The organism is Streptomyces sp. NPDC050546, assembly GCF_044457425.1.
Classification (GTDB): Bacteria; Actinomycetota; Actinomycetes; order Streptomycetales; family Streptomycetaceae; genus Streptomyces.
This window is the reverse complement of record NZ_JBITGX010000008.1, coordinates 195,970-211,691: the sequence shown is the minus strand read 5'-3', so window position 1 is coordinate 211,691 and position 15,722 is coordinate 195,970. Positions and strand designations below refer to the sequence as shown.

General features: G+C 73.0%; 14 protein-coding genes. 6 read left to right on the top strand and 8 right to left on the bottom strand.

Going from position 1 to position 15,722, the window contains the following annotated elements:
• Positions 1 to 3: 3 nt before the first annotated feature.
• A complete protein-coding gene (locus ACIBK5_RS21410) occupies positions 4 to 369 on the bottom strand; it encodes a darcynin family protein (RefSeq protein WP_399021462.1) in 366 nt (121 codons plus the stop codon).
• Between the two features lie 31 nt (positions 370 to 400).
• Positions 401 to 1,294, bottom strand: coding sequence for an NAD(P)H-binding protein (locus ACIBK5_RS21405; RefSeq protein WP_399021461.1), 894 nt, complete (start codon positions 1,292 to 1,294; stop codon positions 401 to 403).
• A 105-nt stretch (positions 1,295 to 1,399) separates the two neighbouring features.
• On the opposite strand from ACIBK5_RS21405, the gene ACIBK5_RS21400 reads away from it, so the two are divergent.
• Both ACIBK5_RS21400 and ACIBK5_RS21395 read left to right on the top strand, forming a co-directional pair.
• Positions 1,400 to 2,347, top strand: a complete 948-nt coding sequence (locus ACIBK5_RS21400; RefSeq protein ID WP_399021740.1) for a LysR family transcriptional regulator — start codon at positions 1,400 to 1,402, stop codon at positions 2,345 to 2,347.
• Between the two features lie 105 nt (positions 2,348 to 2,452).
• Complete coding sequence (locus ACIBK5_RS21395; protein WP_399021460.1) at positions 2,453 to 2,896, top strand: hypothetical protein; 444 nt, start codon at positions 2,453 to 2,455, stop codon at positions 2,894 to 2,896.
• Positions 2,897 to 2,908: 12 nt separating this feature from the next.
• Here the strand turns inward: ACIBK5_RS21395 and ACIBK5_RS21390 are convergent, their stop codons facing one another.
• Complete coding sequence (locus tag ACIBK5_RS21390; protein WP_399021738.1) at positions 2,909 to 3,403, bottom strand: potassium channel family protein; 495 nt, start codon at positions 3,401 to 3,403, stop codon at positions 2,909 to 2,911.
• A gap of 240 nt (positions 3,404 to 3,643) precedes the next feature.
• Between ACIBK5_RS21390 and ACIBK5_RS21385 the strand changes: the two genes are divergently transcribed.
• Complete coding sequence (locus ACIBK5_RS21385; RefSeq protein ID WP_399021459.1) at positions 3,644 to 5,146, top strand: DUF692 domain-containing protein; 1,503 nt, start codon at positions 3,644 to 3,646, stop codon at positions 5,144 to 5,146.
• Positions 5,147 to 5,173: 27 nt separating this feature from the next.
• Here the strand turns inward: ACIBK5_RS21385 and ACIBK5_RS21380 are convergent, their stop codons facing one another.
• From ACIBK5_RS21380 to ACIBK5_RS21370, 3 genes are all read right to left on the bottom strand, one after another.
• Positions 5,174 to 6,643, bottom strand: coding sequence for an APC family permease (locus tag ACIBK5_RS21380; RefSeq protein ID WP_399021458.1), 1,470 nt, complete (start codon positions 6,641 to 6,643; stop codon positions 5,174 to 5,176).
• The gene (locus ACIBK5_RS21375) at positions 6,640 to 8,211 is read right to left on the bottom strand and encodes a GMC family oxidoreductase (protein ID WP_399021457.1); all 1,572 of its coding nucleotides are present in this window, start codon (positions 8,209 to 8,211) and stop codon (positions 6,640 to 6,642) included. Before ACIBK5_RS21375 ends, ACIBK5_RS21380 begins: the two co-directional genes overlap by 4 nt.
• A gap of 93 nt (positions 8,212 to 8,304) precedes the next feature.
• Positions 8,305 to 9,771 (bottom strand): aldehyde dehydrogenase family protein, encoded by a 1,467-nt coding sequence (locus tag ACIBK5_RS21370; RefSeq protein WP_399021456.1) that lies wholly within the window; start codon positions 9,769 to 9,771, stop codon positions 8,305 to 8,307.
• A 384-nt stretch (positions 9,772 to 10,155) separates the two neighbouring features.
• Between ACIBK5_RS21370 and ACIBK5_RS21365 the strand changes: the two genes are divergently transcribed.
• From ACIBK5_RS21365 to ACIBK5_RS21355, 3 genes are all read left to right on the top strand, one after another.
• Positions 10,156 to 10,887: a DUF4142 domain-containing protein gene (locus ACIBK5_RS21365; protein ID WP_399021455.1), complete on the top strand. Its 732-nt coding sequence runs from the start codon at positions 10,156 to 10,158 to the stop codon at positions 10,885 to 10,887.
• Between the two features lie 86 nt (positions 10,888 to 10,973).
• Positions 10,974 to 11,771, top strand: a complete 798-nt coding sequence (locus ACIBK5_RS21360; protein ID WP_399021454.1) for a TIGR04222 domain-containing membrane protein — start codon at positions 10,974 to 10,976, stop codon at positions 11,769 to 11,771.
• 87 nt (positions 11,772 to 11,858) lie between these two features.
• Positions 11,859 to 13,472, top strand: a complete 1,614-nt coding sequence (locus ACIBK5_RS21355; RefSeq protein WP_399021453.1) for an alpha/beta hydrolase — start codon at positions 11,859 to 11,861, stop codon at positions 13,470 to 13,472.
• On the opposite strand, the gene hemQ is transcribed toward ACIBK5_RS21355, so the two are convergent.
• Both hemQ and hemG read right to left on the bottom strand, forming a co-directional pair.
• Positions 13,473 to 14,204, bottom strand: a complete 732-nt coding sequence (gene hemQ, locus ACIBK5_RS21350) for a hydrogen peroxide-dependent heme synthase (RefSeq protein WP_399021452.1) — start codon at positions 14,202 to 14,204, stop codon at positions 13,473 to 13,475.
• 4 nt (positions 14,205 to 14,208) lie between these two features.
• The gene (gene hemG, locus ACIBK5_RS21345) at positions 14,209 to 15,672 is read right to left on the bottom strand and encodes a protoporphyrinogen oxidase (RefSeq protein WP_399021451.1); all 1,464 of its coding nucleotides are present in this window, start codon (positions 15,670 to 15,672) and stop codon (positions 14,209 to 14,211) included.
• Positions 15,673 to 15,722 lie beyond the last annotated feature (50 nt).

Below are 15,722 nucleotides of genomic sequence, written 5' to 3'. Positions count from 1 at the left end.
GTGTCAGGTCGTGATGGTGGTGACGGCGTCGACGCCGTAGGTGCGCGCGTAGCCGTTCTCGGTGCCGACGAGGAGGTCGACGACCTCGAACCAGCGGTCCCAGAAGGGGGTTTCCCGCAGGGCGTCGACGAGGAGCTGGTAGGCGTGATGGTCGTCCGCCTCCCAGACCCAGACGTCGGTGACGCGGGCGGAGTAGAACTCCGTGTCGTAGAAGCGTGACCGGACGCCTGTGGTCCTGGCCTTGACCACGGGGACGACCTCGGTGGCGAGGGCGTTCACTCGCTCCCCGGGGGTCATGGCGAGCCATTCGGGTGTGGTCTTGACGAGCATGAACGCCGTCACCGGCACGTCGGTCTCCTGGGTGGACATGGTGGCTCCTTCGGTTCGGGGTGGGGTGGGGTCAGTTCTGGACGACGGGCTTGAGCGTCTCGGCGCACCACTGCGCGAACGTGGTGGGGGTGGCGGTGTCCGGGGTGCGGGCGGCACCGGCGTCGAGGCCGTCGTCCTTGGCGCGCTTCATGTCGGTGACTCCCCGGACGAACGCCTCGTCGAGACCGTGGCCGGCGAGGGTGGCGCGCAGATCGTCGAGAGACTGGCGTTCGTAGCGGACGGGACGGCCGAGCTGCTCGCTCATGATGCGGGCGAGATCGTCGGGAGAGACGTCCTCGGGGCCGAGGACCGGGACGCTGTCGGTGCCGGTCCAGGAGCGGTCCAGCAGCAGACGGGCGGCGACGGCGGCGATGTCGGCGACCGCGACCAGGGGGGCCTTGCGGTCGGCGGCGACGGTGTCGGTGAAGACGCCCCTCTCGCGGATCGAGCCGGCTTCCTCCAGGAGGTTCTCGAAGAACGACGGGCAGGCGAGGGCCCGGTAGGCGACGCCGCTGCCCGCGATGAGGTCGTCCATGGCGAGGGACGCCGTGACGAGTCCGGCGCGGCCGGCGAGCGGGGTGCCGCGGCCGAGCGCGGAGACGCCGACGACATGGCCGACGCGGTGGCCGGCGAGTGCCTCCGCGGCGGGGAGGGTGAAGCCGGAGTAGGCGTCGTGCGGGGGCAGGGAGGAGTCCGGGGGCACGAGCCAGAAGACGGCGTCCGCGCCGTCGAAGGCCCGGCCGACGACCTCGGCGTCGCCGTGCGAGCCGGTGATCACCTCGACGCGGTCGCGCACGGTGCCGGGGAGCCGGGCGGGGTCGCGCACGACCACGCGCAGTTCCTCGCCCAGGGCTGGGGCGGAGTCCAGGAGCAGGGGCAGCAGGTGGCCGCCTATGTTCCCGGTCGGAGCAGTGATGACGATCATGGAGAGCCTCACGGATCGGGTGCCGGATCGGTGGTCCTCATCCTCCGGAGACCAACACCGTTGCCACAATGGGAACTTCAGCAAGGGATCATTGCCCGAAATGGAATTACTCTGGTGAACAGCCCGGATCCGGACCCCGTGATCGACGCGAATCTCGCCGTGGCGCTGCACGCCCTGCTCGCCGAGCAGAGCGTCACCCGCGCCGCCGCACGCCTGCACACCTCCCCCGCGGCCATGAGCCGCACCCTCGCCCGCCTCCGCCGTCTCCTCCAGGACCCCCTGCTGGTCCGGGCGGGGCAGGCCATGGTCCCCACCCCCCGTGCCCAGGCGCTGCGCGACGAGGCCGCCGCGGTGGTGCACCGCCTCGGGGCACTGCTAGGCCCCGGCTCCGAGGCCGACCCCGCCACTCTGCACGGCACCTTCGCCCTCCAGGCCGCCGACCTGGTCGCCGCGGCACTGGCCCCCGGGCTGCTGCGCCTGGCCCGGGAAGAGGCACCGGGCATCTCGTTGCGGCTGCGGGCCGAGGAGCTGGAGGCCGGGCCGGCCCTCCGCGACGGCCGGATCGACCTGGAGATCGGATCGATCGACCACGTCGATCCCGAGACCCAGGTCGAGGAACTGGTCACGCTGCGGATGGTGGCGGCGGTCCGGAACGGTCATCCCCTCACCCGGGAGACCCTGACCCCGGACCGGTTCGCCGCCGCCGAACACGTCGCGGTCAGCCGCCGCGGCCGGTTCACCGGGCCCCTCGACACCGCACTGGCCGAGCGGAACCTCCACCGGCGGGTCACCGCCGTCCTCCCCAGCCACCTGGCCGCACTGCACCTCGCCGCCCGCAGCGACGTCGTCTGCCTCGTCCCCGCCGCGCTGCCCGGCGCCCCGCCGTCGCCCCTGACCGAGGCCGCCACCGCACTCGGTCTCGGCCTGCTCGATGTCCCCGTGGCGCTGCCGCCCCTGGTCATCGGCATCGCCTGGCACCCCCGCCACGCCGCCGACGCAGCGCACCGCTGGCTCCGGGACGCGGTCCGCAGGACCCTCCGCCCGGGTCCCTGACGCAGCCGTGGCGTCGCGTCCACCCATTCGGCGCAGCCGTGGGCGCGCCGGTCGCGGCCGGGTGCTCCAGTGGGGTTACCAGTCGACCCGACCCAGGAGGCAGCCATGACCAGTGCAGCGCACCCTCCCCCCACTCCGCCCGCCCCCGAACGGACGCCCGGCAGCAGCGGCGATTCCTGGGCGGCCGGGGGTCTCACCCTCGGCGGCACGCTGATGGTCGTCTACGGCCTCTTCGCGGTGCTCCAGGGCATCGCCGCGATCGCGAACGACGAGGTGTACACGAGCTTCGGCGAGTACGTCTTCGCGTTCGACCTGACCGCGTGGGGCTGGATCCACCTGGTCGTCGGGGTGCTCGTGGTGCTGGCCGGGCTCGGCCTGTTCACCGGGGCCACCTGGGCGCGGGTCGCCGGCGCGTGCGTGGTCGGGCTGGCGCTGATCGCGAACTTCATCTGGCTGCCGTACCAGCCGTTCTGGTCGATCATCATGATCGTGACCGGTCTGTTCGTGCTGTGGTCGGTGTTCAACTACCGCGCCTCCAGCACGGCGTAGGCACCGGCCGGGTCAGTACGGCGGCGGACGCCGGTCCCGGTCGGCGACCACCGTGTGCAGCCGGCGGGTCAGCGCGGTGGCCGCCGCGGTGAGGAAGACGAACGTGTACAGGATCTGCAGGACGGTCACCATGCGGGCCTCCTGTCCGCTCGGCGTGATGTCGCCGTAGCCGACCGTCGCGAGCGTGACGACGGTGAAGTAGAGCGCGTCGACGCGGGTGCGCAGACCGACGAACTGGCCCGGCTGCTGGGCGAGGGCGTAGTAGCCGGACGAGAAGACCAGCACGGCCAGGCACATCAGCAGCGAGATCATGAGGCCCGACCGGGCCTGCGGCTTCTCCAGCACCACGTCGCGCACATGACGCAGCAGCAGCGAGGCCACGAGCGTCAGGCACAGCACGAACAGCGGCCAGCCCAGCCAGGGGCGGTCGGCGCCGAGCCCTTCGAGCGGCAACAGGAAATAGGCCGTGCCGCCCGCCACGAGCACGGCTCCGGCCCCGATCCGCAGCCGGCGGACACCGGCCGCCCCGGACCCCGGCTCCCGTTCACGCGCGGGGCGCTGCGGCTGCTCGCTGCCTTCGGGCACAGTTCCGGTCTACGACGTATCAGGGGGTGGCGCGAGCCCGGTGCCTCCGTCGGTGAACCTCAAATGTTCCTCTGAAGGCGTCCGTGGCAGGGTTCGGGGCCGGGCGGCTGGGCGATACCCCCCTCACGTTCGAGGATCGGGCCGTGCGGAGGAGGGGGACGAATGGAGCGACTGGGGACGGGCATCGGGTGGCGACCGGAGATCGCGGACGCCGTGGAGCGCATGCCGGGGATCGACTGGGTCGAGGCCGTGGCCGAGAACGTCTGCCCCGGGCATCTGCCCGAGTCGCTGGAGCGGCTGCGCGAGCGCGGCATCACGGTGGTGCCGCACGGCGTCTCGCTGGGCCTCGGGGGCGCGGACCGGCCCGACGAAGGCCGGCTGGCCGCGCTGGCCGAGCGGGTGGAGGCGCTCGGCTCGCCGCTGGTCACCGAGCACATCGCGTTCGTACGGGCGGGCGGTGCGCTGACGGCGTCCCCGCGCCTGGAGGCGGGCCATCTGCTGCCCGTTCCCCGGACCCGGGACGCCCTCGACGTCCTCTGCGAGAACGTCCGCATCGCGCAGGAGTCACTGCCGGTGCCGCTGGCCGTCGAGAACATCGCCGCGCTGATCTCCTGGCCGGGCGAGGAGATGACGGAGGGCCAGTTCCTGTACGAGCTGGCCGACCGTACGGGGGTCGGTCTCCTCATCGACGTGGCCAACCTGCACACCAACCATGTCAACCGCGGCGAGGACCCGGCCAAGGCCCTCGCCGAGCTGCCGTTGGAGGCCATCGCCTACGTCCATGTCGCGGGCGGCTTCGAACGCGACGGCGTCTGGCACGACAGCCACGCCCACCCCGTCCCCCGGCCGGTCCTCGACATCCTCACCGACCTCGCCTCCCGCGTCTGTCCCCCGGGCGTCCTCCTGGAACGCGACGAGAACTTCCCGGAACCGGCGGAACTGGAGCGGGAGCTGGGAGCGATCCGCCACGCACTGGAGACCGGCGCGGTCGAACGCGTGAAGACACAGCTCCTGGAGGCGGGCAGCGCGGCCACGCGCCGGGCGGAGGCAGCGGCGGTCGGGACCGGCGCCGGGCAGCGGGGCGAAGAGCCCCCGGAGGCCGGGGGCCGGACACTCGTGGCAGCCGGTGCCGGGCAGCCGGCCCACGAGGCCCAGGCGGCCCAAGGCCGGCTGCTCGCCGGCGCCGGGGAGCAGGGCGAAGAGACCGGGGCGGTCGGGGCGACACGGGGCGCCTTCGACCTGCCCCACCCCGGTGCGCGTGAGCGGGTGGGGCTCGCGCAGGCCGCGTTGCTGTCCGCGCTGGTAGCCGGAACGCCCGTGCCCGAGGGGTTCGACCGGGTACGGGTCGTCGTACAGGCGCGGGCGCTCGCGGCGAAGCGGGCGGATGTCGTGGGGAAGGTCGCGCCCGAGCTGCCGGTGATCCTCGGAGAGGACTACCGCCCCGCCTTCCTCGGCTACGCCCAGACCCACCCGATGACCGACGGCTACCGCCGCGACGCCCTCACCTTCGCCGAGCACCTGCTGTCCGCCGGGCGACCCGGGGACACGCAGGCGCGGCGGGAACTACGGGAGTGGTGGCTGGAGCGGTCGGGCCCGGCGCCGCGCTCCCGGCGCCCGGCCCAGCGGCTCGCTCGCGCCACACGCAGGGTCCTGCTGCGGCGTTGAGGGGAGCCCCACTCCGAAAAGGAACCCCTAAAGCTGCTTCTGCGGTACCGCGTCGCCCGCCGGCGCCTCACCCCGGCCGTAGTGGTGCGTCGTGAACATGTAGAGCAGGCCCGTCCCCAGCACCACGCCGCCGCACAGCAGGACGATCCAGTTCTCCCACCAGGACTTCTCCGGGCTGCGGGCCCAGCAGATGTTGATGATGGCGAGGATGCCGTAGACCAGCGCGGCGATGTTCACCGTGAGGCCCCAGCGGCCCAGGGTGAACTCCCCCGCCGGTCTCCAGCCCTTGAGCCGGGCGCGCAGTGCGGCCAGGACCACCATCTGGAACGAGCCGTAGATGCCGAGGATCGCGAACGAGACGATGTTGGTGAGGGCGTCCTCGGAGAGCAGTGAGGCGAAGGCGATGATCAGCGGCACCGCCGCGGACACGAACAGCGCCCAGCTCGGCACCGCACGGGCGTGGACGAACCGCCGCAGCAGCCGGTGCCCGACGATCATCTCGTCACGGGCGTAGGAGTAGATGAGCCGCCCGGCCGCGGCCTGGAGGCTGATCGTGCAGGACAGGAAGGAGATCAGCACCACGGCCATCACCATCCTGGCGCCGGTCTCGCCCATGGCGTCGAACAGCACGTCCACCACCGGGTCCGCCTGCTCGCCCGAGATGATCGCGTTGAAGTCCGAGACCGACAGCAGCAGCGACATACAGGTGAACGTGGCCGCCGCGCCGCCGATGTAGATGGTGCGGCGCATCGCGCGGGGGATGACCCGGCCCGGGTGGGCGACCTCCTCGGCGGTGTCTCCGCACGCCTCGAAGCCGTAGTACTGGTAGAGGCCGATGATGCCGGCTGCCAGGAACGCCGGCAGGTAGGAGCCGTCTCCCTCGACGCCGTAGGTGTCGAAGATGACGCCGAGGTTCTGGTGGCGGTGGGTGGACAGCAGGTAGACGCCGACGACGAGGGCGCCGATGAGCTCGCCGGCGAAACCGATGAGCGCCGCCGTCGACAGTGCCTTGGTGCCCATGTAGTTGATGAGGATGGCGACGACGATGAGCACGGCGGTGCACAGCACGGTGGTGTGCACGGTCGCTCTGAAGCCGAAGAGGATGGCGATGTAGGGGCCGGCGCCGTAGGCGACGGAGGTGATGGTCACCAGCAGCGCCCACATGTACACCCAGCCGGTCATCCACGCCCAGCGCTTGCCCCACAGCCGCCGGGCCCAGGGGTAGACGCCGCCCGCGATCGGGTACTGGGCGACGACCTCCCCGAAGATCAGCGCGACGAGGAACTGGCCGCAGCCGGCGACCAGGAACGCCCAGACCATCGGCGGTCCGCCGTCGGCGATCGCGATACCGAAGAGGGTGTAGGTGCCCACCACCGGGGAGAGGTAGGTGAAGCCGAGGGCGAAGTTGGCCCAGGGGCTCATGTCCTTGCGGAACTCCGAGCCGGGCTCCCCTCCCGGGGTGCCGGCGGCCGGTGCGGGAGGCTGTGCGGCGGTCACTGTCCCGCCCTCCGTTCCGCGGCCGGCGTGCGGCCGCCGATCAGGTCTGCGGCGCGTTCGGCGGTGAGCAGGACGGTCACCATGGGGTTGATCGTGGGCATGGTCGGGAAGATCGACGCGTCGACGATCCGCACGCCCTCGAAGCCGCGCAGTCTCAACTCGGGGTCGCAGACGGCCAGCGGATCGTCCGGGGCGCCCATGCGGCAGGTGCCCGCGGGGTGGTAGACGGTGTGTGCCACGCGGCGGCCGTACTCCGACAGGTCGGCGTCGGAGACGACGTCCGGGCCGGGCGCGACCTCGCGGACGAGCCAGTCGCGCAGCGGGGCGGTGGCGGCGACCTCGCGGGCGATCTTCAGACCGTCCACGATGGTGCGCTCGTCGTGCCCCTCCGGGTCGGTGAAGTACCGGAAGTCCAGGGCGGGATGCTCGGCGGGGTCGGCGCTGCGCAGCCACATGCGGCCGGTGGAGCGGGCACGCGGCACGTTCGGCGTCATGCACACCCCGTGCTGCGGCACGGGGTAGCCCAGGCGTTCGGTGTTGACGGTGAACGGCACCTGGTAGAAGTGGAACATCAGGTCGGGGCGCGGCCCGCTCTTGTCGCGGCGCAGGAACAGTCCGGCGTCGGAGTCCATCGCGGAGTTGGGCGGCAGCGGGCCGTCGGTCTCCCAGACGATCACGGACTCGGGGTGGTCCAGCAGGTTCTCGCCGACGCCGGGCAGGTCGGCCCGTACGTCGATGCCCAGCTTGCGCAGGTCGTCGGCCGGGCCGATGCCGGAGAGCATCAGCAGACGCGGAGTGTCGACGGCTCCGGCGCACAGCAGGAGTTCGCGTTCGGCGCGCACGGTGGCGGGTTCCCCGTCGGCGCCGCGGACGGCGACCCGGGTCAGCCGTCCCGACTCGTCGGGGAGCAGCCGGTGTGCCCAGGTCTCCAGGAGGAGCGTGAGGTTGGGCCGGTCCATGACCGGGTGCACGTAGGCGACGGAGGCGGAGGAGCGCAGATTGCCCTCCGGCTCGTAGGCCAGCGAGAAGAAGCCGGCGCCGTCGGCGAAGGGTTCGGCGTTGAAGTCGTCGACGACGGGGACGCCGAGGGCGCGGGTGGCCGCGGTGACGAAGTCCTTGGCGATGGGATTGCGGTCGGCCTCGGCCACCGGGACGATCTGGGTGCGCAGCCGGTCCCGGTAGGGGAGGATCGTCGCCGGGTCCCAGCCGGGGCAGCCCCGGGCCACCCAGTCGTCGAGGTCCTGCGGCAGCGGCAGGAAGCTGATCAGCGTGTTGTGGGAGGAGCAGCCGCCGAGCACGCGGGCCCGTGAGTGCAGGATGTGGGAGTTGCCGCGCGGCTGCTCGACGGTCTTGTAGCCGTAGTCGTACTCGGAGTCGAGCAGGTTGATCCAGTTGCGCAGGCGCAGGACGCGCTCGTCGCCGACATCGCTGGGGCCGCCCTCGATGACGCAGACCCGGCAGTCGGGGTCCTCGCTCAGCCGGGCGGCGAGCACGCAGCCGGCGGTGCCGCCGCCGACGATGACGTAGTCGTAGGCGGACTCGGCGCCGTGCGCGGTGGTGGGGGCCATGCGGTGCCTTTCTTCCTGGGCCGCCCCGCCACGGGCGTGCGGCCGGTCTTCGGTGGTCGTCGCGCCACGGGCGGGCGCCGTGCTGCCGGAAGGTCAGCCCTTGAACCAGCCGGAGGGGGCGGGGGCGAGGTTCTGGTAGATGTGCTTGGCCTCCTGGTACTCGCGCAGCCCGGTGGGGCCCAGCTCGCGGCCGACGCCGGAGCGGCCGAAGCCGCCCCACTCGGCCTGCGGCACATAGGGGTGGAAGTCGTTGATCCACACGGTGCCGTGCCGCAGCCGCTGCGCGACGCGCTGGGCGCGGCTCGCGTCGGAGGTCCACACGCCGCCTGCCAGGCCGTAGCGGGTGTCGTTGGCGAGTTCCACCGCCTCGTCCTCGGTGCGGAAGCGCTCGACGGTGACGACCGGGCCGAAGACCTCCTCCTGGACGATGCGCATGGACCGGTCGCAGTCGGCGAAGATCGTCGGCAGCAGGAAGAAGCCGTGGCTCAGGGCGGGGTCGTCGGGGCGGGTGCCGCCGGTGACGAGCCGGGCGCCCTCCTCCTTGCCGATGGCGATGTAGCCCTCGACCTTCTCGCGGTGCTCGGCGGAGCTGAGCGGGCCGCTCTCGGTGCCCTCCTCCAGGCCGTTGCCGAGCCGGATCGCCCGGGCGCGGTCGGCGTAGGCCTCGACGAACCTGTCGTGCAGGGAGTCCTGGACGAGCAGGCGCGAACCGGCCGAGCAGACCTGCCCGGAGTGCAGGAAGGCGGCGTCCAGCGCGTAGTCGACCGCGGCGTCGAAGTCGGCGTCCGCGAAGACGATGTTGGGGTTCTTGCCGCCCAGTTCCAGGGCGATGTTCCGCGGCCCCTCGGCGGCGCTGGCCATGATGGACCGTCCGGTGTTGAGGCCGCCGGTGAAGGACACCAGGTCCACGTCGGGGTGGCTGGTCAGGGCCGCGCCGACGGTCGCCCCGGAGCCCAGCACCAGGTTGGCGACGCCGGGCGGCGCGCCGGCCTCCTCGATGAGACGGACCATGGCGATCGTGGTGAGCGGTGTGGTCTCGCTGGGCTTGAGGACGAAGGTGTTGCCGGCGGCCAGGGCCGGGGCCACCTTCCAGGAGGCCTGGAGCAGCGGGTAGTTCCAGGGGGCGATGAGCGCGCACACGCCGATCGGCTGGTAGACGACGCGGCTGAGGACGTCCGGGCCGACGTCCACGACCCGGCCGCCGTCCTTGCCCGCGAGTTCGGCGAAGTAGCGGAAGGCGCCCGCCACGTCCTCCACGTCGATACGAGCCTCGGTCAGTGTCTTCCCGGTGTCGAGCGTCTCGGTGCGGGCGATGTCCTCCTGGTCGCGCAGCAGCAGGTCGTGGACGCGCATCAGCAGGTCGGCGCGGCGGCGGGAGGGGGCGTTCGCCCAGTCCTCCTCGGCGAAGGCGCGCCGGGCGGCGCGCACGGCGCGGTCCACGTCCGCGGCGTCGGCCTCGTCGACGGTGGTGACGACCGAGGCGTCGTAGGGGTTGACCACCTCCCGCCGTCCACCGGCCGTGGCCTGTGTCCACTCGCCGTCGATGTACAGCTCACCCACCGCGGGGCCTCCTTCGCATCCGGCCGGTGCCGATCGGCTCGACGGTCAGCAACATGGTCCATCGGGAGGTCGGCGGCCACGGGGCACACCGCCGCGACGGCGTCCGGGCGGCCCAGAGGACCCGGGTGGGCTAGTCGCCCGGCCCCACGCCTGCGCGCCCGAGTGTGCCGGGACTAACACCGGGGTCGTGTCCGCCGGGACCCAAGGGCAGGTATGCGCTCATTTGTACTGATAGGCCTCCCGACGCGGCTCATCCAATCGCCCCGTCCTGCCCCCGATGCAACCATTCGCCCGTGTACGGCAGTTGGCGTAGACCTCGCCGTATCATGGCGATTCCGCACCCGAGGCGCACTAGCGTGCGGTGCCGTACCTGGAGGCACCACCATGCGACCCCGACCCCCCGTCAAGGGCCGAGGCATCGTCAGCGGCACAGGGCTCATCGTCATGTGTCTCGCGGCGACGCTCGCCGCGCTCGTCTTCTCGCTCTGGCCGTACAGCGACCGGCCGGAGACGGCGCCGGGAGCGCCGGGGGCACTGAGCGCGCAGACGTTGCGGACGAGCTATGGCCCGCTGTCCGCCCTCGACCAGGAGTTCCTCGTCAAGGTCCGGCTGGCCGGGCTGTGGGAGCCGTCCGCGGGGCGGCAGGCGCGGACGAAGGGGACCACCCCGGCCGTGCGGGCGGCCGGCCGGCGCCTCGTCGAGGGGCACCGGTTCCTGGACGAGCGGGTCCGCGGCGCCGCCGCCCAGCTGAACGTCACCCTGCCGGACACGCCCGACGACCAGCAGAAGCGGTGGCTGACCACGCTGGACGAGGCGCGGGGCGCCGAGTACGACCGGCGGTTCGCCACCGTCCTGCGGCTGGCGCAGGGTCAGCTGTTCCCGGTCGCCGCCCAGGTCCGCGCGAGCACCCGCAACTCACTGGTGCGCGACCTCGCCGACGACGCCACCACGACCGTCCTCGACCACATCAAGGCCCTGGAAGCGACGGGCGACGTCGACTACGACGCCGTGGCCCGCGACCTGGCCACCGGCAGCACTCCCCCGGCCTCCGCCCCACCCCCGGCCCCCTCCCAGACGCTGCCGCCGCCCGCCTTCCGCCCACCACCGGGGCAGTGAAACGGAACGTCACATACCGACAACACTCCGTTCGAATTGTGTATGAGGCATGGTGTTCTCGGGACCGTGTCACATACAAACAACATATGCTCTGGGTTCTTTTCCTGCTGGCGGCCTGGGCCGTGGCGGGCACGGCGTGCACACGGCTGTGCCTGGCCGCCGTGCGCGCAGCGGCCGGCGGCACGGACACCGGCCAGGTCCATGAACTCACCCTGTACGAGGCCGCGTTCCTCTCCGGCGGACCCCGGCGGGTCGCCGACGTGACCCTCGTCGCCATGGCGCGTCAGCGGCGCCTGCTGCTGGCCCGCACCGGCTGGGCGACCGTCGTCGATCCGCGCGGCCGGGACGCGATGGAGCGGTCGGTGATAGGGGCCATCGGCCCCGAGGGCCAGTCCCGGATCGCCCCGGTGCGGGCCACCGCCGCCACGGCGGAGGCGGTGCGCGGGATCGCCGACGGGCTGGTGCGCGCGGGCCTCGCGGTGCCCGACAGCGCCCGGACGACGGTCGCGGCGGGGGTCCGGCAGGTGCGCGCGGCGGCGGTCGCCGTACTCGGGCTCGGTGTCGCCGCGCTACTGGCGCCCGCCCCGCCGGACCTGCCGCGCCATCTGATCGCCCTGTGGTTCGCACTGCCGCTCGCCCTGACCCTGAGCTGCCTCGCCGTCGCGCGCGTCGAGATCCACCCGTACTCGCGCTGGGCCTCCCCGGCGGGTCAGCGGCTGCTCGGCGCGCTGGCCCGGAACGCGGACGACTCCGCCGACGACCGTACGTACCTCACCTCCGTGGCCGTACGCGGGGTCAGCGCGATCGGCGAACCGGATCTGCGCGCCGCCTTCGCGCACCGCGAGGCACACGGCGGACGGCCCGGGGGCGCACGGGAGCATTGACGCCGACACCGGCGGACGGTGCTTGCCTTCCACAATCTCCGCACGAAACATCCCTTTTGTCGCCACCGTGCATCGAAGGGATATCCGATGAGAGCCGCCGCCCTCCTCTACTCGGCAGCGGGATCCTTGCTGTTGAGCGCCCTGACCGGGGCGCCGGACATCGAGGGCCGGCCCGCCGCGCCCGAGCTGTACGGCACCGCGGTGGCCGCCGCGCGCGCGAAGGCGGCCGGTGTCCGGTTCGGCCCGTGCGCCGACGCGCAGGACCTGCCGGGCGGCATGCGGTGCGGCACCGTGACCGTCCCGCTGGACTACGCCCGGCCGAACGGCCGGCAGATCCGGCTCGCCGTCAGCCGGACCCGGGCCACGCAGAAGGACCCGAACAACAGCAAGCGCAAGGTCCGCCGGCAGGGTGCCCTGGTCTACAACCCCGGCGGGCCCGGCGCCACCGGCCTGTACTTCCCGGTCGTCGGGCTGCTCCCCGAGTGGAAGCGGCTCGCGGCCGCCTACGACCTCGTCGGCTACGCCCCGCGCGGCGTCGGCACTTCCGCGCCGCTGTCCTGCCAGGACCCCGAGCGGTTCTTCAAGGCGCCCACCCAGGCGCAGACGTACCCCTCGGCGGCGTTCAAGAAGGAGCGCGTCGCCCAGGCGAAGGCGTACGCGCGCGGCTGCGCCGAGCGGGCCGGCAGCGCGCTGCGGCACTACCACTCGCTGAACAACGCACGCGACCTGGACGTACTGCGCGCCGCGCTCGGCGAGCCGCGGCTGACGTTCCTGGGCTCGTCGTACGGCACCTACCTCGGGGCCCTGTACGCGACGCTGTTCCCCGCGCACGTACGGCGGATGGTGTTCGACTCGGTGGTCGACCCCGACCCGGCGGAGATCTGGTACCGCAACAACCTCGCCCAGTCGGCGGCGTTCGAGGGCCGCTGGCGGGACTTCCGGAGGTGGGTCGCCCGGCACGACGGCGTGTACGGGCTGGGCAGGACCGCGCGCGAGGTACAGCGCCGCTACGAGCGGGCGAACGCGCGGCTGGCCGCCGAGCCGGCCGGCGGGACGGTCGGGCCGGGGCAGTTGCAGGAGGCGTTCCTTCAAGCCGGGTACTACGACGACCAGTGGCCGCTCCTCGCGCACGCCCTCTCGGCGTACCTCAAGGGCGATCCCAAGCCGCTGGTCGAGCAGGCGAGCCGGTACCCGGAGGCGGCCGCCGAGGCGGAGAACACCCGCGCGGTGTACCTGGCCGTCGAGTGCAACGACGCCCCCTGGCCGACGGACTGGAAGGTGTGGGACCGCGACAACACCCGGCTCGCCCGGACGGCGCCGTTCGAGACCTGGGACAACGTGTGGACGAACCTGCCCTGCGCCTACTGGCCGGGACCGCGGCAACGGCCGCTCGACGTCGGCACCGCGCCGGGCGGACTCCCGCCGACGCTGATCCTGGCCGCCGAGCGGGACGCCGCAACGCCCTACGACGGGGCCCTGGAACTCCGCCGCCGCCTCGCGGGCTCGGTCCTGGTGACGGAGCGCGACGCGGGCGCGCACGGCCTGGCGGGCGGTCCGAACGCCTGCGTCAACGGCCACCTGGAGGCGTATCTGCTGGAGGGCCGGCTGCCGGGACGGCGCGCGCAGTGCGCACCGCACGCCGAGCCCGAGCCGCGATCGACGGCCCCGGAGCAGCCCGGGGCCGAGCGACGGCTGCGCTGATCAGGCCAGACCGGCGACCAGTTCGGCGACGTCCTTGCGGCGGCCCGTGAAGAACGGGACCTCCTCGCGGACGTGCATACGGGCCTCCGAGGCACGCAGGTGACGCATGAGGTCGACGATGCGGTACAGCTCGTCGGCCTCGAAGGCCAGGAGCCACTCGTAGTCGCCGAGCGAGAACGACGCGACGGTGTTGGCGCGCACGTCCGGGTAGCCGCGGGCCATCTTGCCGTGGTCGGCGAGCATGCGGCGGCGGTCCTCGTCGGGCAGCAGGTACCAGTCGTAGGAGCGCACGAAGGGGTAGACGCTCACGTAGTTCCGGGGCGTCTCGTCGGCGAGGAACGCCGGGATGTGCGAGCGGTTGAACTCGGCGGGGCGGTGCAGCGCCATGTTCGACCACACCGGCGTGAGCGCCCGGCCCAGCTTTGTGCGGCGGAAGAGGTTGTACGCCTCCTGCAACGCGTCGCTGGTCTCCGCGTGCCACCAGATCATGACGTCGGCGTCGGCGCGCAGGCCCGAGACGTCGTACGTGCCGCGGATCGTCACGTCCTTCGCGGCGAGCTGGTCGAACAGCTCCTGGACCTCGTCGGCGTACCCGGCGCGGTCCTCGGGGAGCACGTCCTTCAGCTTGAAGACGGACCAGAGCGTGTAGCGGATGACCTCGTTGAGGTCCTTGGCCAGCTTGCCCTTGTTCGGGATCCTGCCGGTCTCGGGGGTGGAGTCGTCGTTGCTCATGTCCTCATTCTCCTGCTCCGCCGTGCAGGCTCTGCACCGGGTGGGCGGTGAGCTCCTCCACACCCCGCAGGTCACCCTGGATCTGGTCGACGGCTGCATGGGCGCTCGCGATGCAGGCCGGGATGCCGACGCCGTCGTACGGGGCGCCGCACACGGCGAGCCCGGGCAGTCCGGCGAGGTGCTCGCGGACGCGGGCCACGCGCGCGTGGTGGCCGACCGGGTACTGGGGCAGACCGTCGTCCCAGCGGGTGACGCGGGTGGCGACGGGTGTGGCGTCCAGGCCGGTCGCCGCCTTCAGGTCGCGCCGGGAGACGGCCACGAGGTCGGTGTCGTCGCGGTCGAGGATCTCCGTCTCGCCGTACCGCCCGACAGAGGTGCGCAGGACGAGCAGGTCGGGGTTCTCGTCGGCGATCCAGCCCCATTTCCGTGAGGCGAAGGTGGAGGCCTTGATGGTGCGTCCGTCGACCGGCGGCACCAGGAAGCCGCTGCCGTCGGGCAGGTCCGCCTCGGCACGGCGGTAGGCGAGGGTGATCAGGGCCATGGAGGCGTACTCGACGGCTCCGAGCTCGGCGGCGGCCTCGGGGCTGTCGGTACGCAGAAGGGCGGCGGCGGCCGGGGCAGGGACGGCGACGACCACCGCGTCCGCGTGCCACACGTGCACACCGGAGACGACCCGCCACCCGCCGTCCGTCGGGGTGCGGCGCAGCTCCGTCACCGGCGTCCCGGTCAGGATCTCGCCCCCGCGGGCCCGGACCGACTCCGCCACCGCGAGGGGCAGGGTGCCCACACCGCCCTCGAGGCCCATGAACACCGGGCCGGTCTGCTGGGCCGCGGCCGCCTTCGCCTGGATCTCGCGGACCCCCTCCGTCAGGGAGGCATGGCCGCGGGCGGCCTCGAAGAGCTGGGGTACGGCCGAGCGCATCGAGATGCGGTACGCGTCGCCCGCGTACACGCCGCCCAGCAGGGGCTCCACCAGGCGGTCCACGACCTCGCGGCCCAGACGCTCCGCCACGTACTCCCCGACCGCCACGTCGTCCCCGACCTCGGTGCGGGGCAGCTCGGCGTCGAGCTCGATGCGGGCGAGGCCCTCGTCGGACAGCAGCCCGGACAGGGCGGCGGCGGTGCCGGGGACGCCCATCACATGCCCCTTGGGCATCGGGCGCAGTGCGCCCCGGGTCCAGATCGAGGCCGTGGCGGTGGCCGGGGGCTGGAGGCGGTCGGCGAGGCCCACCTCACGCGCGAGCGCCACCGCCTCGGGGCGGCGGGCCAGCATCGACTCGGCGCCGAGGTCCACGCGCGCACCCGCGATCTCCCCGGGCAGCAGCTTGCCGCCGACCCGGTCGGAGGCCTCCAGCACGGTCACCCGCGCCCCGCGCTCCAGCAGCCGGTGTGCCGCGGCCAGGCCCGCGATGCCGGCCCCGATGACGATGACGTGTCCCGTGCCCGCACGGGCTTGACCTTCGCGCATGTGTCCAGCCTCTCAGACCCCACTGACAGCGCCGCCGGGCCCCGGTGTCC